Below are 20,505 nucleotides of genomic sequence, written 5' to 3' on the forward strand. Positions count from 1 at the left end.
TGCGTGGCTAGGCGATCGAGGGGCGGATGATCGCGCCGCCGTCCACGACCAGGGTCTGCCCGGTCATCCAGGACGAGGCGGACCCGGCGAGGAAGACCGCGGCGTTCGCGATGTCCTCGGGCTCGCCGATCCGGCCGAGCGGCATGAACTTGTTGATCTGCTCCTCGTTGTTCTCCCACAGCGCGCGGGCGAGGGCGGTCTTGACCAGGCCGGGCGCGATGCAGTTCACCCGGACCCTCGGTGCCAGCTCCATCGCGAACTGGCGGGTGATGTGGATGACGGACGCCTTGGTGGCGTTGTAGTAGCCGATGCCGTGCTCGGTGACCAGGCCGCCGACCGACGCGATGTTGATCACCGCGCCGCCGCGCTCGGCCAGCGACGCCTTCCAGGCCAGCTGCGTCCACTGGACGACCGCGAACTGGTTCACCTGGACGGTCTTGGCGGCGGCCTCGGGGGTGATGTCGACCATCGGGCCGAAGTGCGGGCTGGTGCCAGCGTTGTTGACCAGCACGTCCAGGCCGCCGAACTCGGCGACGGCGGCGTCCACGCAGGCGGCGGCCTGCTCGGCGTCGCCGACGTGCGCGGCCTTGGCGAGCACGCCCGCGTCCGGGTAGGCGGCGCGGATCTCGGCGGCGACCTCGTCCAGCGCCTCCTGCTTGCGCGAGGAGAGCACCACGTTGGCGCCCTCGGCGGCGAACGCGGTGGCGATCGCCTTGCCGATCCCCCGGGACGCGCCCGTGACGAGCGCGGTCTTGCCCTCAAGTCCAGTCCGCATGTGCTGCACTCCTCGTTCGAATCTGGCTCGGTTTCACTGTAGCGAAGTAACTGACGAGTCAGTTAGCTGGCTCCGGAGATCGGTCAAGCGGGCTCCGAAGCTCGACCAGGCAGGCTCCGGAGCTCGGTCAAGCCTGCTCCGGTGCTCGGTCAGGCGGGCTCCGCGGTCGCCGCGGAGGCCAGCACGAAGCGCCGGAACGCCTCCGCGACCGGCGGCCGGGTCCGGCCGTCCGACCAGGTCAGGCCGATGGTACGGACCGCGAGGGGGTCGGCGAGGCGGACATGGGCGACCCCGTGCGACTCCCCCGGCAGCGGCGGCGCGACGATCGCGACGCCGAGCCCGGCCGCGACCAGCCCGCGGACGGTGGCCGACTCCTCCCCCTCGAACGGGATCGCCGGCGCGATCCCGGCCCGCGCGAACATCTCCTCGGCGATCGCGCGCAGCCCGGTGCCCTGCTGGAACGCCACCAGCGGCTCCCCGGCCAGCTCGGCGGTCCGGACGTAGCGGCGGCGCGCCAGCGGGTGCCCCTCGGGGACGGCCAGCTGCAGCCGCTCGGTGACCAGGGGACGCCACTCCAGGTCCGTCCCGGACGGGCGCGGGCTGGTGATCGCGAGGTCGGCGCGGCCGTCCCGGACGGCGGTCACGAGCCGTCCCGCGCGGTCCTGGATCAGCCGGAACGTCACACCCGGACGCGTCTCCCGGAACCGCCGGACGAGGTCGGGCACGAACGACGGCCCCTGGGTGTGCAGGAACGCGAGCGCGACCTCCCCGCGTGCGGGGTCGGCGGCCTGCCCGAGCGCGCGCCGCGCGGCCTCCTCCTCGGCGACCAGGCGGCGCGCGTGCTCGGCGAACACCCGGCCGAACGGGCTCAGCTCGACCCCGCGCCCGATCCGGTCGAACAGCGGGACGCCCAGGTCGTCCTCCAGCCGGGCGATCGCGCGGGACAGGCCGGGCTGGGAGACGCGCAGCTCCTGTGCGGCGTTCGTCACATGCCCGTGATCGGCGACGGCGAGGAACCACCGCATTGTCTGGAGGTCCATGCCTTCATGCGTATCACGCATCGATGAGCGCCGTTACCGTCATTGGACGCATCACTCCCGTCCGGCGCACGCTTCCTCACATGACCCCCGAATCACCTTTCTCAGCATGACCGCCGTACTGGAAGCCCCTCTCGAACGGCACCGGACGGGCTCGGCCAGGCTGCGCCGCGTCAACCTCGCCCTCTTCGCCGCCGGGCTCACCACGTTCATGTCGCTGTACTGCACGCAGGGGCTCCTGCCGCAGCTCTCGGCGGCGTTCGACGTCTCGCCGGCGCGCGCGAGCCTGCTGGTGTCGCTCGCGACGGGCGCGGTCGCGCTGGCGGTCATCCCGGTCAGCTCCCTGTCGGAGCGGTTCGGCCGGACCCGCGTGATGATCGTGTCGTCGGTGGCGTCCGCGCTGGTCGGGCTCGCGATCCCGCTGTGCTCGACGTTCGCCGAGCTGGCGGCCGTCCGGGCGGTGCAGGGCGTCGCGCTGGCCGGTGTCCCGGCGGTCGCGATGGCCTACCTCGCGGACGAGGTGCACGCCGAGTCGCTGGGCGGCGCGATGGGCCGCTACGTCGCCGGGACGGGCATCGGCGGGGTGCTCGGACGGCTCGTCCCCGGCCTGGTCTCGGAGGTCGCGGGGTGGCGCTGGGCGCTCGCGGCGACCGTCGTGATCGCGTTCGGGTTCACTCTCGCGTTCTGTGCGCTGCTGCCGCCGTCCCGGTTCTTCACGCCCGGACGCGTCGACTACCGGCCGCTGCTCGCCCACCTCCGCGACCCCGGCCTGCGCCGCCTGTACCTGATCGCGCTGACCGCGATGGCCGGGTTCGTCACGGTCTACAACTTCCTCACCTACCGGCTGCTGGACGCGCCGTTCCACCTGCCGATGGCCGCCGTGTCGCTGATCGCGGTGATGAACCTGGCGGGCTCGGCGGCGTCCGCGCGGGCCGGGACGCTCGCCGACCGGATCGGGAAGCGGCCCGTCCTCCTCGGCTCGGTCGCGCTCGCGGCGGTCGGGCTGCTGCTGACGCTGCCGCCGGTGCTGGTCCTGGTCGGCGCCGGCCTGCTGATCTTCACCTGCGGGTTCTTCGGGACGCACGCGGTCGCGAGCGGCTGGGTCGGGCTCCGCGCCGAGACCGGACGCGCCCAGGCGTCCGCGCTGTACCTGTTCGCGTACTACTTCGGCTCGTCCGTCGGGGGTTCGGCGGGCGGGATCGCGTTCGAGCACGGGCACTGGACGGCCACCGCGATCTACGTCCTGGCCCTCTACGGCGTCGCCTTCGCCGCCGGTTCCACCCTCGACCTGACCGGCCGCCGGCGCTCCCGGTCTTGATTTGAGCGTGCGCTTGGTTGGTAAGCTGCCCGGGTGAGCGGCACCAAGCAGCGGCGGCCCGCCGCCGAAGGATGGTTCACCGCCGCGGACGGCAGCACGCGCCTGCTCGGCACGCGCTGCACGTCCTGCGGCACTCCCTACTTCCCGCGCAACGAGCTGGCCTGCCGGAACCCCGGCTGCGCCGGCCCGAAGGACGGCTCCGAGCTCGTCCCGTACGAGTTCTCGACGCGCGGGACGGTGTGGTCCTACACCGACGCGCGCTACCAGCCGCCCCCGCCCTACGTCGCGGCCGACCCGTTCCGCCCGTTCGCGATCGTCGCGGTCGAGCTGGAGGCCGAGCGCATGGTCGTGCTCGGGCAGGCCGTCCCGGAGATCGGCGTGGACGACCTGGAGGTCGGCATGCGGGTCGAGCTGACCGAGGGCGTGCTCTACGAGGACGACGAGGCCGTCTACACGGTCTGGATGTGGAGGCCCGCGTCATGACCAGCGATGTCGTCGTCCTCGGCGCGGGGATGCACCCGTGGGGCAAGTGGGGCCGCAACTTCGTCGAGTACGGCCTCGCCGCCGCCCGCGCCGCGCTCGCGGACGCCGGTCTGGCCTGGCCGGACGTCCAGTACGTCGCGGGCGCGGACACCATCCGCAACGGCTACCCCGGATTCGTGTCGGGCGCGACGTTCGCGCAGGCGCTCGGCTGGTCCGGCGCGCGCGTGTCCAGCGCGTACGCCGCGTGCGCGTCCGGCGCGCAGGCCATCGCGAACGCCCGCGCGCAGATCCTCGCCGGCCTTGCGGACGTCGCGCTCGTCGTCGGCGCGGACACCACCCCGAAGGGCTTCTTCAAGCCGGTCGGCGGCGACCGCCCGGACGACCCGGACTGGCTGCGCTTCCGCCTCCTCGGCGCGTCCAACCCGACCTACTTCGCGCTCTACGCCCGCCGCCGGATGGCCCTGTACGGCGCGACCACCGACGACTTCGCCGCCGTGAAGGTCAAGAACGCGCGGCACGGCCTCGCCAACCCGAACGCCCGCTACCGCAAGGAGGTCACGGTCGAGGACGTCCGCGCCTCGGCCGTCGTCGCCGACCCGCTGCGCCTGCTCGACATCTGCGCGACGAGCGACGGCGGCGCCGCCGTCGTCCTCGCCTCGGCCGACTACGCGCGCCGCCGCGGCGTCACCGATCCGGTCCGGCTCGCGGGCCTCTCGACGGTGACGCCGACGTTCCCCAAGACCGTCCTGGACCTGCCCGACTTCGCGACCGACTCTGCGATGACCGTCCCGCCGCCGGAGCGCCCGTTCCGCGCGTCGCTCGCCCACGCCGCCTACGAGGAGGCCGGTCTCGGCCCCTCCGACCTCTCGTTCGCCGAGGTCTACGACCTGTCCACGGCGCTGGAACTCGACTGGTGCGAGGACATCGGCCTCTGCCCCGAAGGCGAGGCCGAGTCCCTGCTGCGCTCGGGCGCGACCGCGCTGGGCGGCCGCGTCCCGGTCAACCCGTCCGGCGGCCTCGCCTGCTTCGGCGAGGCCATCCCGGCCCAGGCGATCGCCCAGGTCTGCGAGCTCACCTGGCAGCTCCGCGGCCGGGCCGAGTCCCGCCAGGTAGAGAACCCCCGCGCCGCCATAGCCGTCAACCAGGGCCTCTTCGGCCACGGCTCCGCGATCATCGCCGTCCGGTAGTCACGGACGTCACGGCACCGCGAAACCGTCGCAGCCGATGTAGTACGCGTCCCCGTTCGGGTGGACGTGCAGCCAGACGACGGTGTAGCTCCCCTTGTCGAGGGCGGCGTTGCCGCCGGAGCCGGACCAGGCGAAATCACCGGGGAAGGCGAAGTCCACGAACTCGCCGGTCGTCGTGAGGAGCTTCGGCTTGCTCTGGACGATCCCGCTGGAGTCGCTGCCCACGAACTGCGCGGGCTGGCGGACCTGCGCGGCGACGTAGAACTTCGCGGGCCGCTGGTACTTGAAGCGCATGGACAGGGTGGTCGTGCCCCCGGCCTTCACGTCCGTGGCCGATCTCGGGGCGCTGGTCTGGAGGTCCGACGGCGCGCCGGGCTCGGTGCGCGAGGTGGGCAGGCAGCCGGTATTGACGTCCTTCCACTTGAGGTCCTTGAAGTGCTCGTCCGCGGGCTGGACGGTGATCTTGTCCGGCGGGACGCCGTTGGGATTGGCCGGCGCGGACGGCGTCCCCGAGGACGGCGTGCCCGATCCGTTCGGAGTCGTCCCGCCCTGGGGGTTGTTCGACGAGGGGCCGGACGAGTGGGCCCCGCCCTGGTTGGCCGCGCCGTGGTGTCCGTCGTTCCCGGTCGGCGCGAACTGGACGACCAGCGCCACCGCAACAGCGACCGCTCCGACTCCGCCGGCGGCGAGCATCGGCAGGAGCAACCGGGATCGACGCGGGATCTCCGGCGCCAGCCCCATCGTGACGGCCTCGCCCCGGTCCCGCGGCAAGCGCTCCCCCGTATCAAGCGCGCCCCGGTACGACGCGTCCGCCGCGAGCGGGACCGCGTCGTTGGTCAGCTCGATCAGCTGGGCGAGGGTCGCGCGGCGGTCCGGGTCCTTCTCGGCGCACATGCGGATCAGGCCCGCGAGGCGCGGCTCGACTCCGGAGACGTCGATGTCGCCGGTGAGCGTCCGGTGCAGCAGGGCCTCGACCGGGCCGCCGCCGAAGGGCGGGCGTCCGGTCGCGGCGTAGGCGACCGTCCCGGCCAGGGAGAACACGTCGGCGGCGAAGGTCTGCGCCTGCTCGCGGATCACCTCGGGCGCGACGTAGCCGGGCGTGCCGGCCCAGGCGCCGGTGCGGGTGATCTGCGTCTGGTCCGAGCCGCGCGCGATGCCGAAGTCGATGAGCCGCGGGCCGTCCGGGGCGAGGATGACGTTGCCGGGCTTGAGGTCGCGGTGCTGGACGCCCTGCCCGTGGATCTCGGCGAGGCCGCGGGCGAGCGCGGCGAGCAGGCCGAGGCACAGCCGCGGGGGCAGCGGGCCGCGGCGCTCGACGGCCTGCCGCAGCGTGAGGCCGGGGACGTACTCGGTGGCCAGCCAGTACGGCGGCGCGGTGAGCCCGGCGGCGACCATCGCGGCGGCGTAGCGGCTGCGGACGCGCTCGGCGGTGGCGACCTCGCGGCGGAACCGGGCGAGGTGCTGCGGGTCGTCCAGGCCGTCCCGGACCATCTTGAGCGCGACGTGCCGCCCGCCGCCGCTGACGCCGAGGTAGACCACGCCCATGCCGCCCTCGCCGAGCCGGGCCAGCACGGGGTAGCCGCCGATCTCCGCCGGGTCGCCGGATCGCAGGGGTTCCACCAGCGCACCACCTCCGCGCAGATCCTGCCAAAGCGGACGCTTTGCGGCCACCCGGAACGGGTGGTGAAGCTCACCCGGTTCCGGGGACGTGCCGGGGACGCGGCGGGGTTAGTTTTGTACTGACCGGTCAGTCTAAATGTGGCGAGGGATCCGATGGCGACGGACGACGAGCTCGGAAGGACTCCGGCGGCGGAGGGAGCGACCGGGGGGATCGGCTCCGCCGCCGCCGGGCCGGCCGCCCCGCGCAGGGCGGCCGAGGCCGGGACCGCGGCCGTGCGCGCCTCCGAGGGGGGCAGGCGCGTACGGACCGCGGCGCACGCCTCTGCGGAGCGCGGCTCTGGGGTGCAGGGCTCCGGGGTGCGGGTTTCGGCGGACGGGCTGGCCATGCGCGGGCGGCGCGGGATGGTCTATGACGGCGTCTCGTTCGATCTTCCGGCGGGCGGGCTGCTGGCGGTCAGCGGTGCGGGCGGGACGGGGCGGACGGCGCTGCTGCTCACGCTCGGCGGGCGGATGAAGCCGACCGGCGGCGTGGCCGTCGTCGGGCCGTACCGGCTGCCGAAGCAGCTGCGGGCCGTCCAGCGGGTGTCGGCGCTCGGGATCGTGTCCGGCGTGAACGAGCTGGACCCGGCGCTGACCGTCCGCGAGCACGTGAGCGAGGCGCTGGACCTGCACGAGGGGCTGTTCGGGCGGTGGCGCGGGCGGGCCCGGCGGGTGCGGGAGGCGCTGGAGCGCGTCGGGCTCGGCGACCTCGACGTCTCGCTGACCGCCGGCGACCTCGCTCCCGAGGAGGCCCGGTTGCTCGGCGCGGCGTGTGCGCTGGTCGGACGCCCCGGACTGCTCCTGCTCGACGACGTGGACGAGGGCCTCCCCCTCGACCGGCAGCGCGCCCTCTGGGAGCGGCTGCGCGCCGTCGCCGACTCCGGCGTGACCGTCGTCGCGTCCTGCCAGGACCCCGCCCCCGCGCAGGGCCTCGCCCTCGACCTGCACTTGGAGGACCCCCGATGAGACTCCCCTCGCTGACGACGGGCGCCCTGGAGCTGCGGCGCTTCCGCAGGCATCCGCTGACCATGGTCGCGCTGGTCGGGATGGTCCTGCTGCCGCTGCTGTACGCCGGGCTGTACCTGTGGTCGTTCTGGGACCCGTACGGCCGCCTGCACAACGTCCCGGTAGCGCTGGTCGTGGACGACAAGCCCGCGCAGGCGGGCGGCAAGAAGATCGACGCCGGGCACGACCTGGCCGACCAGCTGAAGAAGCGGCAGGTCTTCGACTGGAAGACCGTGGACGAGGCGACGGCCGAGAAGGGCGTCCGCGACGGCAAGTACTACATGTCGCTGACGATCCCGGCGGACTTCAGCGCGCGGATCGCGGGCGCGGGCGGGAAGTCGCTGCCGACACCCGCCGACCTGAAGGTCCGGATCAACGACTCGAACAACTACGTCGTCGGGACGCTCGCGCAGGCGGCGTTCAAGGAGATCGGCGCGGCGGCGGGCGACAGCGCGTCCAAGGGCTACTTCGACCAGGTCTTCGTGTCGTTCGGAACGCTCCACGGGCAGCTGGAGAAGGCCGCCAAGGGCGCGGGCGAGCTGGCCGAGGGGAACAAGAAGCTCGCGGAGGCGGGCGGCAAGGTGCAGAACGGCGCCGGGCGGCTCGCGCAGGGCATCGGCAAGGCGCACGGCGCGTCCCAGCAGATCACCGACGGCCTCGGGACGCTGCGGCAGGGCGCGGACCAGGTCGCGGCGGGCAACCGGCAGCTCGCGGCGGGCGTCCAGCGGCTCGACACGGCGGTGGGGACCGCGGCCGACACGGTCGTCCCGCTGCTGCGCGAGCACGCGCCGGAGATCCGCGACGGCGCGCTGCTGGTGGCGCGGGGCGCGGACGCGCTCGCGGCGGCGGCCGGGGAGCTTCCGGCGCAGTCCGGCGACGCGCTCCGGCGGGCCGAGGCGGCGCAGGCCGACCTGAAGCGGTACCTGGCGGCGCACCCGGAGGTCCCGGCGGACGTCCGGCAGCGGCTCACCGACTCGGCCGAGCGCGTCACGGCGATCGCGCGGCAGGTGGACGCGTTCGTCCGCGCGCACACCGGCGACCTCAAGCAGCTCGCCGCGAACGCGCAGGAGCTCAAGGCCGCCGCGCAGAAGATCGCCAAGGACGCGCCGACGCTCGCCGACAAGGTCGAGTCGGCCCGGCGGAACGTGGACAAGCTGAACGCGGGCGCGCAGAAGCTCGCGTCCGGCTCGTCCCAGGTGTCGGCGGGCTCCGGCAAGCTGCTGGACGGCTCGACGCAGCTCACGTCCGGCATCGGGCAGCTTTCGGGCGGCGCGGTGACGCTGGAGACCGCCCTCGGGCAGATCAGCGATGGCAACGCCAAGGCCGCGCAGGGCGGCAGCGAGCTGAACGGCAAGCTCAGCGAGGGCGCGGGCCAGGTCCCGGACTACGGCTCCAGCGAGCGGAACACCCGCGCGGACATGATGAGCAGCCCGGTCAAGCTCGCCAGCACCACCGAGAACGCCGTGCCGAACTACGGCACCGGGTTCGCGCCGTTCTTCGTCCCGCTGTCGCTGTGGGTCGGCGGGATGATCGTCTACATGCTGCTGCGCCCGGTGAACCCGCGCGCCGCCGCCGGGACCGCGCCCGCCTGGCGGGTCGCGCTCGCGGGCTGGCTGCCCGCCGCCGCGGTCGGCGTCGCGCAGGTCGGGGTCGTCCTGGCGGTGCTGCACTGGGCGCCCGCGCTCGGCCTGAACGCCGACCGCTGGCCCGGGCTGATCGCCTTCCTGGCGCTCGCGTCCGCCGCGTTCCTCGCCGTGATCCAGTGGGTGAACGTCAAGTTCGGGCCGGTCGGACGGGTGATCGCGCTGGCGCTGCTGATGCTCCAGCTGACCTCGGCCGCGGGCACCTACCCGATCGAGACCAGCCCCGGGTTCTTCCGGGCGATCCGGCCGTACCTGCCCATGTCGTGGGTGGTGGACGGCGTCCGGCGGCTGATCAGCGGCGGCGACCTCACCGCGGTGTGGCAGGGTACGGGGGTGCTGGCGGCCTTCCTGGCCGGCGCCCTCGCGCTGACCGCCCTCGCCGTCCGCGGCAACCGGGTGTGGACGATGAAGCGGCTGCACCCCGTCCTCAAGCTCTGAGCGGAGACACAGGTGAGCCGGACGGCGACGCGCGAGAGGCTGTTCACCGCCGCGATCGAACTGATCGCCGAGCGCGGCTTCGCGGCCGCCTCGGTGGACCGGATCGCCGAGCGCGCCGGGGTCGCCAAGGGCACCGTCTACTACAACTTCGGCAGCAAGAACGCGATGTTCACCGCGCTGCTGGAGTACGGCGTCGAGCGGTTCGGCGCGGCCCTGCGCGACGCCGCGGCCGGGCTCGCGCCGCTGGACCAGCTCGGCGCCGTCGTCCGCGCGGAGCTGGCGTTCATCGGCGAGCACGAGTCGTTCGCGCGGCTGCTGCTCGCCGAGACGTGGCGGTCGGGCGGCGACTGGCCGCACGCCGCCCGGCTGATCCGCGAGCGCGCGATCGGCGCGGTGCGGGACGTGGTCCAGGCCGCGGTGGACGCGGGCGAGCTGCGCACCGACCTGGACGTGGACATGGCCGCCTCGGCCGTCTTCGGCATGGTCCTGACGGTCGCGCTCGACTGGCGGACGCTCCAGCCGGACCGTCCGCTGGACGACGTCCACGCCACCCTCATGGACCTGCTCCGCGGCCGCATCGCCACCTGACCCCGGCAGGACGGCCCGCCTGAGCGGTCAGGTCAGTCCATGCGGCGGATCTCGTCGATGACCGCGGGCATGGCGCGGTTGTTCTGCTCGATCCAGTCGAGCAGGACGCGCAGCTCGTCGTCGCCGAGGCCGGCCAGGCGGTCGCCGAACGCGCGCGCGATCGGCTCGAAGTAGGCGCCGAACGCGGCGACCTTCTCCGGGACGGGCTCGACGATCACGCGCCGCCGGTCCTCCGGGTCGCGGCTGCGCCGGACGTACCCCGCCCGCTCCAGCCGGTCGATCACCGCGGTGATCGCGCCGCCGGTCGTGATGCCCATGAGCTGGGCCAGCTGCCCCGGCGTCTGCGGGCCGTCCAGGACGAGCGCGTTGATGCACTGCGCGTCGGTGACGTTGAGACCCGCCTTGGCCGCTGTGGCATGGTGCAGGAGCACCGTGTACATCGTGCTGCGCTGCATCGCCGCGCGCAGCTCCTCTGCCGTCCGGGCCCGCTCGGGGGTCACCGATCACCTCCGGGACGTCTCGCTCCAGCTGCAAAAATACAGGCTTCCGCAGGTCACGGGCGGGCGACCGGTGCAGGACGCCCGCCCGCCGCGGTTCTCAGGAGCAGGTCTTGCCCCAGGTCTTCACCAGCGCGGGCGGCACCTTGGCGCACAGGTTGCCGCCGGTGTCGCCGCCGTAGGCCCAGGCGGTCTGGCTGTCGTCCTTCTTCCAGACGTGCGGGCCGTCCTGGCGGGACATCGGGTTGTCCTTGAAACCGATGTCGGCGACGGCGTAGAACTCGACGCCGCCGTTCGCGCCGGTGACCTTGCCGAAGAGGATGTGCGTGGGGAGCAGCAGGTTGTCCTGCTTCTCCTTCGGATAGGTCTTCTTGGCGGTCTCGAAGTAGGTGTCCTGGAGGGCGCCGCGCAGGTCGTCGGGCACCGCGAGCTTGACCGCCTTCAGCGAGCCGCTGGGCTTGGGGGACGAGCCTCCGGCGGCCGGGCCGCTGCTCGCCTCGGGAGCGGGGGTGTCGGTCCCCTGGGACCCGGACGGCGAGGCGGTCGCGTTCGCCTTGTCATCGCCCGACTTGGAGTCGCTGCAGGCCGCGAGGGTGGGGGTGGCGAGGGCCAGCGCCAGCACGGCGAGCGCCCCCTTCTGGATCATTTTGGTCACGCGACATGAGACCACGGGACGGGCCGGAAGGTTGCCCGCAGGGGCAGGTTTTCTTTCCCGAACGCCGTTCCGGACAGGCTGATCCACTTTCCGGCACTGATCGCCGGGAAACGTGAAAAGCATCACCCGGCACGATCTATACTCGGCACTGGTCTGGACCAATGACCTGCGATCCGTGCCGTACCTGGGCAAACCCGTGCCCGGTCGCGGCGCGCGCGAGACGAACACGATTCCGCGCGGGGGCAAGCCACGTGAGCACCACCATCCTCTCCACCGAGACCGTAGGCCTCTCGTCCGGCGACGAGGCCGCGGTGCAGGTCCGCCTCTGCGGCGTCGCCCCGGGCGAGCGCGGCAGCCGGGCGGTCACCGTCCGCTACTGCGGCGACCGGGACGCGGTCGTCGCGATGCGCGTCCGCCGCGAGGACGCGCCCGCCCCCTGCGCCGAGCGCATCCGGGTCGGCATCTACGAGTCGTCCCGGCGGCAGCTGCCCTACCCGGTCTTCACCGGCTCCCTGGCCGACTGCACCAGCCCCGAGCGGCCCGAGCGCGGCTTCGGCAACTGGACGGCCCAGGGCGACGGCGACCCGCACGAGGTCACCTACCAGATCTGCTGGCACCTCTCCGAGGACGCCCCGGCCGACGACGAGGCCGACCTGACCCTCACCTTCGCCGCCCGCGGCATCGGCTGACCCTTCTCCCCCGGCAACCCGGTCAGGCGTTATCGGCTGAACCTTCTGCCCGAACAGCCCGGTCAGGCGTTCTGGGCGATCTCCTTGGCCCAGCGGTAGTCGGCCTTGCCCGCCGGCGAGCGCTTCATCTCCGGCACGAAGGCGTACGTGCGCGGCACCTTGTAGCCCGACAGGTGCGCGCGGCAGTGCGCGTCCAGATCGCCCGGGTCGGGTTCCGCCCCCGCGGCCGGCTGGACGACGGCGGCGACGCGCGAGCCCCACCGCTCGTCCGGGATGCCGGTGACCACGGCGTCGTAGACGTCCGGATGCCCCTTGAGGACGGCCTCGACCTCCTCCGGGAAGACCTTCTCGCCGCCGGTGTTGATCGCCTGCGAGCCGCGTCCGAACACCGAGATCGTGCCGTCCGCCTCGACCGTGGCGATGTCGCCGGTGAGCAGCCAGCGGCGGCCGTCCGCCTCGGGGAACGTGCGGGCGGTCTTCTCCGGGTCGTTGTAGTAGCCGCGCGCGATGTGCCCGGTGCGGGCGAGCTGCCCGATCACCCCCGACCCCGGCTGGACGGGCTTCAGCGCGTCGTCCAGGACGGCGATGTCCGGCACGTCCGGGTTGAAGCGGAGGCCCTTCTCCGGCGAGGTGCCCGAGACGGCCTCGGCCGTCGAGCCGGACTCGGTGGACCCGAACCGGTCAAGGATCATCGTGTTCGGCAGCAGCGCGGCGAGGCGCTCCCGGACCGTCCCGGTGAGGATCGCGCCGGTCGAGACGAACGCCAGCAGGGACGAGGTGTCATGACCGCCGCGGGCCAGCTCGTCCGCCATCGGGATCGCCATCGCGTCGCCGGTGACCGTCAGCGAGTTGACCTTCTCGCGGGAGATCGTCCGCCACACCTCGGCGGCGTCGAAGCGGCGCGCGTAGACGACGGTCGCGCCCATGCACCAGGCGATGAACGTCGCCTGCTGCGCCGCGCCGTGCATCAGCGGCGCGATCGGCATCATCACCATCGGCCCGGACGAGCGGGCGAGCTCGACCACGTCCTCCGGCTTGACCGGGGGCGGGAACGTCGGGTTCCAGAACGCGCGGAGCATGCTCTCCACGCCCCACATCACGCCCTTGGGCATGCCCGTCGTGCCGCCGGTGTAGATGATGTAGGTGTCGTCGGCGGAACGCGGCGGGAAGTCGCGGGTATCCGGCTGCGCGGCGATCGCGTCCTCGTACCGGACGGCCCCCTCGATGGACGAGTCGCCGACCGCGATCAGGTGCCGGACGTCCGGCGCGTCCGGGAGGGCGGCGGCGACGCGCTCGCCGAACTCGGCGTCGTAGATCAGCGCGACGCTGTCGGAGTCGCGGTAGAGGTAGCGCAGCTCGTCCTCGACGTACCGGTAGTTCACGTTGATCGGGACGGCCCGGATCTTCAGCGCCGCCAGGATCGCCGCCGCGTACTCGATCCCGTTGTAGAGCTGGATCGCGACGTGTTGGTGCGGCTCGACACCGGCGGCGCGCAGGTGGTGCGCGAGCCGGTTGGCGTGTGCGTCCAGCTCGGCGTAGGTCAGGCGGCGGTCGCCGCAGACGACGGCGGTGCGGTCCCCGATCGCGTCGGAGACGCCCTCGAACAGGTCGGCGTGGTTGAACTCCATCAGGGCCTCCGGGGGGTGGATGGGCCGCTTCGGTGAGGTCGGTCGTCAGGGGCGGTCGGTGCCTTCAGGGGCGGTCGGTGCCGACGATCCACATGGCGAAGAACTGGGCGCCGCCGCCGTAGGCGTGGCCGAGGGCGCGGCGCGCGCCGTCCACCTGGTGCTCCCCGGCCATGCCGCGGACCTGGAGGGCGGCCTCGGCGAACCGGATCATCCCGGACGCGCCGATCGGGTTGGACGACAGCACGCCGCCCGACGCGTTCCACGGGATGTCGCCGTCCAGCGCGGTCGCGCCCGCCTCGGTGAGCTTCCAGCCCTCGCCCTCACCGCAGAACCCGAGGTTCTCCAGCCACATCGGCTCGTACCAGGAGAACGGGACGTACACCTCGGCGACGTCGATCTCGCGGCGCGGGTCGGTGATCCCGGCCTGCCGGTACACGTCGGCGGCGCAGTCGATGCCGCCCTGCGGGTTCACCGTGTCGCGCCCGGCGAAGAAGATCGGCTCGGACCGCATCGCGGTGCCGTGCACCCAGGCGGGCTTGTTCGGAGCCTGCTTCGCCGCCTTCTCCGACGCCAGCACCATCGCGCACGCGCCGTCCGACGACGGGCAGGTCTCCAGGTAGCGGATCGGCTCCCACAGCATCGGCGTCGACTCGACCATCTCGCGCGAGATGCCCGGGATCTTGAGGTGCGCGTACGGGTTCTTCAGCGCGTTCTGCCGGTCCTTGACGGCGACGAGCGTGCCGATGTGGTCGGGCGCGCCGCTGCGCCGCATGTAGGCGCGGATGTGCGGGGCGAAGTAGCCGCCCGCGCCCACGACCAGCGACGTCGTGTACGGCCCGGACACGGTCAGCGCCCACGTCGCGTTCGACTCCGATTGCTTCTCCCACGCGACCGTGAGGACGCGGTCGTGCACCCCGGACTGGACGAGCCCCGCCGCGACGATCGCGGTCGAGCCGCCCACCGACCCGGCGGTGTGCACCCGCATGATCGGCTTGCCCGCCGCGCCGAGCGCGTCGGCGAGGTAGCCCTCCGGCATCATCACGCCCTCGAACAGGTCGGGCGCCTTGCCGATGACGACGGCGTCGATGTCCTTCCAGGTCAGGCCCGCGTCGTCCAGCGCGCGGCGGGCCGCCTCGCGGAGCAGCCCGGCCATCGACACGTCCGGCCGCCGGGTCCTGTACGCGGTCTGGCCCACGCCGATCACGGCGCACGGCTCGCTCATGGCTGTCCCTCCGAGCTCCGCTGTCGTCCCGAGCTCATGGCTGTCCCTCCGAGCCCGGCCGTCCGCCCGGGCTCATGGCTGTTCTCCCGACAGGACGCAGACGAGGTTCTGCTGGAGGCACGGTCCGGACGCGGCGTGCGCGAGGGCGCGCGAGGCCGTCCCGTCGCCGATCCGCGCGGCGGCCTCGCCGATGCGGATCAGCCCGGTCGCCATCACGGGGTTCGCCGACAGCGGGCCGCCGGACGGGTTGACCGCGACGTCCTCGCCGAGCTTCAGCGCGTCCCGCAGGATCAGCTCCTCGTGGCCGAACTGGGTGTGCAGCTCGGCGACCTGCACGCCCGCCGTCCCGCCCGCCTTCGCGGCGGCGAGGGCCGCGGACGGCGCGGACGCCAGGTCGCGGAACCCGGGCTGGTGCGGCTCGCTGCGATGGTCGATGCCGGTGATCCAGGCGGGCCGTTCGGCCAGCTCGCGGGCCCGGTCACCGGCGGCGAGGACGATCACGGCCGCGCCGTCGGTGACGGGCGCGACGTCATGCTCGCGCAGCGGCGCGACCTCGTACTCGTCCGTGTCGGACGGGTCGTCCAGGTGGAGCGCGTAAGGGTTGGCCCGTCCGTCCGCGCGAGCGCGGGCGGCCACCTGCTTAAGGGCCTTCTCGTCCGTGCCGGAGGCTTCGAGGTAGGCGCGGGCCTGGAGCGCGGCGAGCGACACCTGGTCGACGCCGAGCGGCGCGAGGTAGTACGGGTCGAGGCCCTGCGTGAAGATCTCCGGGTAGTCGCCCTGCGAGGTCTTGCCGAACCCGTAGACCAGCGCGGTGTCGATCTCGCCGTGCTGGAGCTTCACCCACGCCTCGTACAGCGCCCACGCGGCGTCCATCTCGACGTGGCTCTCGGAGATCGGCGGCCACGCGCCGACCGCGTCCAGCGCGGACACGAACGAGAACGGCGCGCCGGCCAGGTAGTCGTTCGAGCCGGAGCAGGTGAAGCCGAACCGGCGGATGCCGGTGCGCTCCTTGATCTCGGTGATGAGCGGGGCGAGCAGCTCGGTCTCGGAGAGCCCGGCGTCCTCGCCCGTGTGGCGGGTCTGCGCGAACGCGACCACGGCTACAGGACGCATCGGAAGTCCTTTTCGCGGCGCATCAGAGGTAGTCCTTGATCTGGTCGAAGGGGACGTCCGGCTCGTCGAGCGGCTCGAACCACTTGATGTTCGACATCGACCGCGTCCACTCCGCGCGCGGACGCCACGCGGCGCGCACCCGCATGCCCATCCGCACCTGGTCCGCCGGGATGCCCGCGACCAGCGACAGCATCGTGAGCCCGGCGCCGTCCAGCAGGATGTACGCGGAGACGAACGGGACCTCGGGCGCGCGCGGGTCGGGCAGGTTGTTCACGGCGAACGTGGTGACGGTGCCGGTGTGCGGGAGCTCGACCTCCTCGGACGTCGGGACGCCGTCCTTCGGGCACAGCCCCTTCATCGGGATGATCACCTGCCCGCAGACCGCGCAGCGGTGGCCGAGGATCCGGCCCTGCTCGACGCCTTCGAGGAACCGGTCCAGCGCGCGGCCGCCCTGGAGCCGGTACTCCAGCCGGCTCGGCGCGTTGATCATCGTGACCTCGGGCTGGAAGCACTCGATGTCGCCGATGCCGCCGGTTCTTTCCGCGCGCCAGCGCGGACGGACGCGCATGCCCGTCTTGAGCTGGCGCGGCGGTTTCGCTCCCTGCTCGAAGACGCCCATGTCGAGGGCGTGCAGGAGGGCGGTGTCCGCGGCGTCCGGGCGGATGAGGGCCCAGGCGAACGGACGGTCGAGCGGGTGCGTTTTGCGCGGGTTCGGGACCCACGACCAGCTCGTCACCGTCCCGACCGGGCCGACGTCCACGAACTCGTCGGTGACGTCGTCGCCCGTGTCCGGGTCGTACTCGACCGGCGGGAACAGGACGCGTCCGGACTTGGTCTTCACGCCTTTGAGGCGTCCGTCGCGGAGCTCGGACAGGAAGCGTCCGATGACCGGCCCGACCGAGCGCGTGTAGCCGCCGGGGAACTCCAGGATGTGGTTCGGATCGGTTCCGGACGGGTTCGGATCGGTTTCAGATGGCACGCTCGCGGTCCTTCCAGTACGGGTCCCGGAGCTTGCGCTTGAGGAGCTTGCCGTTCGGCTCGCGCGGCATGGTCTCGATGAAGTCGACCGTGCGCGGCCATTTCATCTTCGCGAGGCGGCCTTCGAGGGACTTCAGGATCTCCGCGGCGAGTTCGGGCCCGGGTTCGACGCCCTCGGCGGGCTCGACGACGGCCTTGATCTGCTCGCCCCAGTCCTCGTCCGGGATGCCGAACACGGCCACGTCGGCGACCTTGGGGTGCAGGATGATCTCGTTCTCGATCTCGGCCGGGTAGATGTTCGCCCCGCCCGAGATGATCATGTCGGACTTGCGGTCGGACAGGAACAGGAAGCCGTCCTCGGTGAGATACCCGACGTCTCCGACGGTGAAGAAGCCGTTCAGCCGCGACTCGTCCGTCTTCGCTTTGTCGCCCTTGTACTCGAAGTCGCCGCTGGCCATCTTCATGTAGATCGTCCCCGGCGTGTTCGGCGGGACGGGCTCGCCCTCGTCGTCCACCAGGAGCAGTTCGGCGATCGGCCACGCCTTGCCGACCGTGCCGGGATGCGCGCGCCAGTCCTGCGGGGACGCGATCGTCCCGCCGCCCTCGGTCGCCGCGTAGTACTCCCAGATGCAGTCGCCCCACCAGTCGAGCATCTGCTGCTTGAGCGGCACCGGGCACGGCGCGGCGGCGTGGATCGCCCACTTCATGGACGACACGTCGTACCGGTTCCGGACGTCCTCCGGCAGCGACAGCAGCCGCTTGAAGTGCGTCGGCACCATGTGCGTATTCGTGATCTTGTACCGGTCGATCAAGCGGAGCGTGTCCTCGGCGTCCCAGCGGTCGACGTAGACCAGCGTGTGGCCCATGTGCAGCGCCGTCCCGCCGAACTGGGTGACCGCCGTGTGGTAGTTCGGCGAGGTGACCAGGTGGGCCTGCGGTTCCTGTCCGGCGGGACGGCCGGGCTGGATGCCGAACATGCCGAGCAGGTAGGTCATCAGCTCGGCCGCGTCGTCCGGGTCGATACCGTGCAGGCCGCGCTTCACACCTTTGGGACGTCCGGTGGTGCCGGACGTGTAGTGCATCGTCGCGCCGTTGCTCCGGTCGTCCGGGGCGGTATCGGGCTGGCCCTCTTCCAGCTCGTCCTCGGACCGGAACCCGGGCACCGCACCGAACGCGAACCGCCGCCGCGCGTCCAGCCCCGCCTCCTCGGCGGCCTGCGCACCCGCCTCGGCGAACCTCTCATGGACGAAGAACGCCTTGGCCTCGCTGTCGGCCACGATGTAGCCGATCTCCGGCCCGGTCAGGTGCCAGTTGACGGGCGTGTAGTACCAGCCCGCCTGCAGCGCGGCCAGGTACAGGACCAGCCCCTCCACGCCGTTCGGGACGAGCCCGCAGATCCCGTCGCCCTTCTCCAGGCCGAGCCCGCGCAGGCCGTGGACGATGCGGTTCGCGCGGGCCAGCAGGTCCGCCGCCCGATGCTCGGTCCCGTCCGGATCGACGGCCGCGACCCACTCCGGGTCGGCCTCGGCCAGCCGCCAGAAGCCCAACGATCCCATCGGCTCTCCCTCGGTGATCGCAACGCGTCGCCGGAGCGCCTCGGACACTCCGGCACGGCCAAAGTAGATCACGTTCTCGTTTTGTCCGGCAAGACCTGTTCGCAGCCGCTGATCGTTACTAGAATCTGTTCCTGTTTTCCAGGACGACCCGGAGGTGGCCATGCCCGACGCACTGCCGATCAGCACCGAGCACTGCACCGTCGAGCGGGACGGCCACGTCGTCACCGTCACGATGAACCGCCCCGAGGCCCGCAACGCCCTCTCGTCCGCGATGCTCGTCGGCCTCGCGTCCGCGTGGGCCTACATCTCCGAGACCCCGGACGTCCGGGTCGGCATCCTGACCGGTTCCTCGGGCCACTTCTGCGCCGGCGCCGACCTCAAGGCCATGGGCACACCGCCGTCCGACCCGCGCGTCCAGGAACGCATGGCCCAGATCCCGAACTTCCACTGGAAGGGCCTCCTCCGCGAGGGCCAGCCCACCAAACCCCTCATCAGCGCCATCGAGGGCTACGCCGTAGCCGGCGGCACCGAACTCCTCGTAGGCACCGACCTCCGCGTAGTAGCCGAAGACGCGACTCTCGGCCTCTACGAAGCGAAACGCGGCCTCTTCCCCATGGGCGGCTGCGCCATCCGCCTCCCCCGCCAAATCGGCTACGCGAACGCCATGGACATCCTCCTGACAGCCCGCTCAGTAACCCCGCAGGAAGCCCTGTCCATGGGCCTAATCAACAAAATCGTCCCAACGGGCACAGCCCTAGCCGAGGCCCGCGCCCTAGCCGACCAAATAGCCGCCTGCGGCCCTCTGGCCGTCCAGGCCATCCTCCGCACCTACCGAGAAACCGTCCACCTCCCCGAAGACGAAGCCCTCAAAATCTCCGACGAAATCGGCTGGCCCGTCATAGCCTCCGCCGACGCCAAAGAAGGCTCCCGAGCCTTCAAGGAAAAGCGCCCACCCGTCTTCAAAGGCGAGTGATCTTGCAGGTCGGCCGGGTAACCTACCGCCATGAGCGCTCAGCCGATCGGCCCCGACCCCAGGGACCCCGCAGACTCGTACGAGGTGATCCACCTCGGCGGCGAGGCCGCAGCCGTCGTACCCCTGGACGACCTCCGCCGCCTCAAGGCCCTGGAGAAGAACGCCTCCCCGGAAGCGCTCGAAGACGCCGAGGCTGCCGCTACGCACGCCTACCTGCGCGAATGGCGGGAAGCCGGGCGTCCTGGGGCGCTCTCTCACGAGGACGCGATGGCGATTCTGCTGGGCAACCCCCTGTGAGACTGCTCTGGTCCCCCCGGGCCTTGCAACTGGCGCGGGCCTTCATGAGCGACCAGGAAGGCATGAAGGCCATCAACGACGCGACGGCGCGACTCGTTGTCGAGCCCCGCCCGCCCGAGGCGTTCCCGTGGGGGAACACCGGTCTCTACCGTCTCCGCGTTGGGCGCTATCGCATCCTCTACGAGATCACTGAGGATGTGATCGATATCGGTCACGTCGACCGCATCTGAAACTCGATGCGAACGAGGAGGTCACTGACCTTGTTGCCGTGCAGCACGCGCGCATCGTAGCGGGCGGACGTCATTCGTACAGCCCCATCTCCTCGCTGAGCTCGACGAGGTCGTCCATGGCCTGTGCGCTCTCCGCGTCGCTCTCGCGCCTGTAGGCCATCAGGTCCTTGAACGCGATCTTGCGGTGCCGTCCCGCCGGACGTGCGGGCAACCGGCCGGAGTCGATGAGGCCGATCAGGTGGGAGTGAGACACGTTCAGCATGTCGGCCGCCTCCCTGGTCGTCAGTTCCGCATGGATGGGGACCAGGGTGACCCCGCGGCCCTGAGCGAGCTGGGCAAGTATGGACGCGAACAAGACCAGGACGTCCCGGGGCACGATGAGAGGCCCGTCGCCGGACAGCTTGGAAGCCAGATCCACGTTCGCGGCGCCGGGGTGGCGCATCAGGTAATCGCGGATGCGCCTCATGGCGCGGGCAGCGTCCTCGGCATCGACCTGCCCCGGCTCAAGCCGCTTGGGCGTTCCTATCGTCATCA

Annotated in this window: 21 protein-coding genes; 10 read left to right on the top strand and 11 right to left on the bottom strand. The window is 72.2% G+C overall.

Features of this window, described 5'->3' with window-relative positions; translation table 11 throughout:
* Positions 1-7 precede the first annotated feature (7 nt).
* Both FHU30_RS02115 and FHU30_RS02120 read right to left on the bottom strand, forming a co-directional pair.
* A complete protein-coding gene (locus FHU30_RS02115; RefSeq protein WP_253870761.1) occupies positions 8-775 on the bottom strand; it encodes an SDR family oxidoreductase in 768 nt (255 codons plus the stop codon).
* A 149-nt stretch (positions 776-924) separates the two neighbouring features.
* On the bottom strand, positions 925-1,815 hold the full coding sequence (locus tag FHU30_RS02120) for a LysR family transcriptional regulator (RefSeq protein WP_253870763.1): 891 nt from the start codon (positions 1,813-1,815) through the stop codon (positions 925-927).
* A gap of 106 nt (positions 1,816-1,921) precedes the next feature.
* Between FHU30_RS02120 and FHU30_RS02125 the strand changes: the two genes are divergently transcribed.
* From FHU30_RS02125 to FHU30_RS02135, 3 genes are read left to right on the top strand one after another with little or no spacing between them, the layout of a single operon-like run.
* Positions 1,922-3,130 (top strand): MFS transporter, encoded by a 1,209-nt coding sequence (locus FHU30_RS02125; protein ID WP_253870765.1) that lies wholly within the window; start codon positions 1,922-1,924, stop codon positions 3,128-3,130.
* 33 nt (positions 3,131-3,163) lie between these two features.
* The gene (locus FHU30_RS02130; RefSeq protein ID WP_253870768.1) at positions 3,164-3,613 is read left to right on the top strand and encodes a Zn-ribbon domain-containing OB-fold protein; all 450 of its coding nucleotides are present in this window, start codon (positions 3,164-3,166) and stop codon (positions 3,611-3,613) included.
* Positions 3,610-4,800 (top strand): lipid-transfer protein, encoded by a 1,191-nt coding sequence (locus tag FHU30_RS02135; RefSeq protein ID WP_253870770.1) that lies wholly within the window; start codon positions 3,610-3,612, stop codon positions 4,798-4,800. Before FHU30_RS02130 ends, FHU30_RS02135 begins: the two co-directional genes overlap by 4 nt.
* A gap of 9 nt (positions 4,801-4,809) precedes the next feature.
* Here the strand turns inward: FHU30_RS02135 and FHU30_RS02140 are convergent, their stop codons facing one another.
* Positions 4,810-6,420, bottom strand: coding sequence for a serine/threonine-protein kinase (locus FHU30_RS02140; RefSeq protein ID WP_253870772.1), 1,611 nt, complete (start codon positions 6,418-6,420; stop codon positions 4,810-4,812).
* Between the two features lie 357 nt (positions 6,421-6,777).
* Between FHU30_RS02140 and FHU30_RS02145 the strand changes: the two genes are divergently transcribed.
* Genes FHU30_RS02145 through FHU30_RS02155 form a run of 3 tightly spaced genes read left to right on the top strand, consistent with a single transcriptional unit; the run spans position 6,778 to position 10,133 of the window.
* Positions 6,778-7,425: an ATP-binding cassette domain-containing protein gene (locus FHU30_RS02145; protein ID WP_253870774.1), complete on the top strand. Its 648-nt coding sequence runs from the start codon at positions 6,778-6,780 to the stop codon at positions 7,423-7,425.
* Complete coding sequence (locus FHU30_RS02150) at positions 7,422-9,545, top strand: YhgE/Pip domain-containing protein (RefSeq protein ID WP_253870776.1); 2,124 nt, start codon at positions 7,422-7,424, stop codon at positions 9,543-9,545. Before FHU30_RS02145 ends, FHU30_RS02150 begins: the two co-directional genes overlap by 4 nt.
* A 12-nt stretch (positions 9,546-9,557) precedes the next feature.
* Positions 9,558-10,133: a TetR/AcrR family transcriptional regulator gene (locus FHU30_RS02155; RefSeq protein WP_253870778.1), complete on the top strand. Its 576-nt coding sequence runs from the start codon at positions 9,558-9,560 to the stop codon at positions 10,131-10,133.
* 32 nt (positions 10,134-10,165) lie between these two features.
* On the opposite strand, the gene FHU30_RS02160 is transcribed toward FHU30_RS02155, so the two are convergent.
* Both FHU30_RS02160 and FHU30_RS02165 read right to left on the bottom strand, forming a co-directional pair.
* A complete protein-coding gene (locus FHU30_RS02160) occupies positions 10,166-10,633 on the bottom strand; it encodes a MarR family winged helix-turn-helix transcriptional regulator (RefSeq protein WP_253870780.1) in 468 nt (155 codons plus the stop codon).
* Between the two features lie 97 nt (positions 10,634-10,730).
* A complete protein-coding gene (locus FHU30_RS02165) occupies positions 10,731-11,276 on the bottom strand; it encodes a hypothetical protein (protein WP_253870782.1) in 546 nt (181 codons plus the stop codon).
* Positions 11,277-11,536: 260 nt separating this feature from the next.
* Between FHU30_RS02165 and FHU30_RS02170 the strand changes: the two genes are divergently transcribed.
* Positions 11,537-11,974, top strand: coding sequence for a hypothetical protein (locus FHU30_RS02170; protein ID WP_253870784.1), 438 nt, complete (start codon positions 11,537-11,539; stop codon positions 11,972-11,974).
* 62 nt (positions 11,975-12,036) lie between these two features.
* Here the strand turns inward: FHU30_RS02170 and FHU30_RS02175 are convergent, their stop codons facing one another.
* The 5 genes from FHU30_RS02175 to FHU30_RS02195 all read right to left on the bottom strand — a co-directional run bounded on the left by FHU30_RS02175 (position 12,037) and on the right by FHU30_RS02195 (position 18,471).
* A complete protein-coding gene (locus FHU30_RS02175; RefSeq protein WP_253870809.1) occupies positions 12,037-13,602 on the bottom strand; it encodes an acyl-CoA synthetase in 1,566 nt (521 codons plus the stop codon).
* Between the two features lie 64 nt (positions 13,603-13,666).
* On the bottom strand, positions 13,667-14,824 hold the full coding sequence (locus tag FHU30_RS02180) for a thiolase family protein (RefSeq protein ID WP_253870811.1): 1,158 nt from the start codon (positions 14,822-14,824) through the stop codon (positions 13,667-13,669).
* Between the two features lie 72 nt (positions 14,825-14,896).
* A complete protein-coding gene (locus FHU30_RS02185; RefSeq protein ID WP_253870814.1) occupies positions 14,897-15,937 on the bottom strand; it encodes a thiolase family protein in 1,041 nt (346 codons plus the stop codon).
* Positions 15,938-15,959: 22 nt separating this feature from the next.
* Positions 15,960-16,916: a Zn-ribbon domain-containing OB-fold protein gene (locus FHU30_RS02190; protein ID WP_253870816.1), complete on the bottom strand. Its 957-nt coding sequence runs from the start codon at positions 16,914-16,916 to the stop codon at positions 15,960-15,962.
* Positions 16,906-18,471, bottom strand: coding sequence for an acyl-CoA synthetase (locus tag FHU30_RS02195; RefSeq protein ID WP_253870818.1), 1,566 nt, complete (start codon positions 18,469-18,471; stop codon positions 16,906-16,908). The genes FHU30_RS02190 and FHU30_RS02195 overlap by 11 nt, the downstream gene beginning before the upstream one ends.
* A 160-nt stretch (positions 18,472-18,631) precedes the next feature.
* On the opposite strand from FHU30_RS02195, the gene FHU30_RS02200 reads away from it, so the two are divergent.
* From FHU30_RS02200 to FHU30_RS02210, 3 genes are read left to right on the top strand one after another with little or no spacing between them, the layout of a single operon-like run.
* The gene (locus tag FHU30_RS02200; RefSeq protein WP_253870820.1) at positions 18,632-19,444 is read left to right on the top strand and encodes a crotonase/enoyl-CoA hydratase family protein; all 813 of its coding nucleotides are present in this window, start codon (positions 18,632-18,634) and stop codon (positions 19,442-19,444) included.
* Positions 19,445-19,474: 30 nt separating this feature from the next.
* Positions 19,475-19,741 (top strand): hypothetical protein, encoded by a 267-nt coding sequence (locus tag FHU30_RS02205; RefSeq protein ID WP_253870822.1) that lies wholly within the window; start codon positions 19,475-19,477, stop codon positions 19,739-19,741.
* A 44-nt stretch (positions 19,742-19,785) separates the two neighbouring features.
* Positions 19,786-19,971: a type II toxin-antitoxin system RelE family toxin gene (locus FHU30_RS02210; protein WP_253870824.1), complete on the top strand. Its 186-nt coding sequence runs from the start codon at positions 19,786-19,788 to the stop codon at positions 19,969-19,971.
* Between the two features lie 70 nt (positions 19,972-20,041).
* Here FHU30_RS02210 and FHU30_RS02215 read toward each other — a convergent pair whose 3' ends face one another.
* Positions 20,042-20,503 carry a helix-turn-helix domain-containing protein gene (locus FHU30_RS02215; protein ID WP_253870826.1) on the bottom strand — a complete coding sequence of 154 codons (462 nt, stop codon included), beginning with the start codon at positions 20,501-20,503 and terminating at the stop codon, positions 20,042-20,044.
* Positions 20,504-20,505: the final 2 nt, after the last annotated feature.

Source organism: Actinomadura rupiterrae, from assembly GCF_024172125.1.
Classification (GTDB): Bacteria; Actinomycetota; Actinomycetes; order Streptosporangiales; family Streptosporangiaceae; genus Spirillospora; species Spirillospora rupiterrae.

Bases quoted from the DNA above. Each gene is read 5' to 3' on its own strand.
- FHU30_RS02200 (WP_253870820.1), top strand. From the start codon at position 18,632: ATGCCCGACGCACTGCCGATCAGCACCGAGCACTGCACCGTCGAGCGG.
- FHU30_RS02175 (WP_253870809.1), bottom strand. From the start codon at position 13,602: ATGGAGTTCAACCACGCCGACCTGTTCGAGGGCGTCTCCGACGCGATC.
- FHU30_RS02135 (WP_253870770.1), top strand. From the start codon at position 3,610: ATGACCAGCGATGTCGTCGTCCTCGGCGCGGGGATGCACCCGTGGGGC.
- FHU30_RS02180 (WP_253870811.1), bottom strand. From the start codon at position 14,824: ATGAGCGAGCCGTGCGCCGTGATCGGCGTGGGCCAGACCGCGTACAGG.
- FHU30_RS02150 (WP_253870776.1), top strand. From the start codon at position 7,422: ATGAGACTCCCCTCGCTGACGACGGGCGCCCTGGAGCTGCGGCGCTTC.
- FHU30_RS02195 (WP_253870818.1), bottom strand. From the start codon at position 18,471: ATGGGATCGTTGGGCTTCTGGCGGCTGGCCGAGGCCGACCCGGAGTGG.
- FHU30_RS02115 (WP_253870761.1), bottom strand. From the start codon at position 775: ATGCGGACTGGACTTGAGGGCAAGACCGCGCTCGTCACGGGCGCGTCC.
- FHU30_RS02120 (WP_253870763.1), bottom strand. From the start codon at position 1,815: ATGGACCTCCAGACAATGCGGTGGTTCCTCGCCGTCGCCGATCACGGG.
- FHU30_RS02210 (WP_253870824.1), top strand. From the start codon at position 19,786: ATGAGCGACCAGGAAGGCATGAAGGCCATCAACGACGCGACGGCGCGA.
- FHU30_RS02205 (WP_253870822.1), top strand. From the start codon at position 19,475: ATGAGCGCTCAGCCGATCGGCCCCGACCCCAGGGACCCCGCAGACTCG.
- FHU30_RS02185 (WP_253870814.1), bottom strand. From the start codon at position 15,937: ATGCGTCCTGTAGCCGTGGTCGCGTTCGCGCAGACCCGCCACACGGGC.
- FHU30_RS02165 (WP_253870782.1), bottom strand. From the start codon at position 11,276: ATGATCCAGAAGGGGGCGCTCGCCGTGCTGGCGCTGGCCCTCGCCACC.
- FHU30_RS02215 (WP_253870826.1), bottom strand. From the start codon at position 20,503: ATGACGATAGGAACGCCCAAGCGGCTTGAGCCGGGGCAGGTCGATGCC.
- FHU30_RS02125 (WP_253870765.1), top strand. From the start codon at position 1,922: ATGACCGCCGTACTGGAAGCCCCTCTCGAACGGCACCGGACGGGCTCG.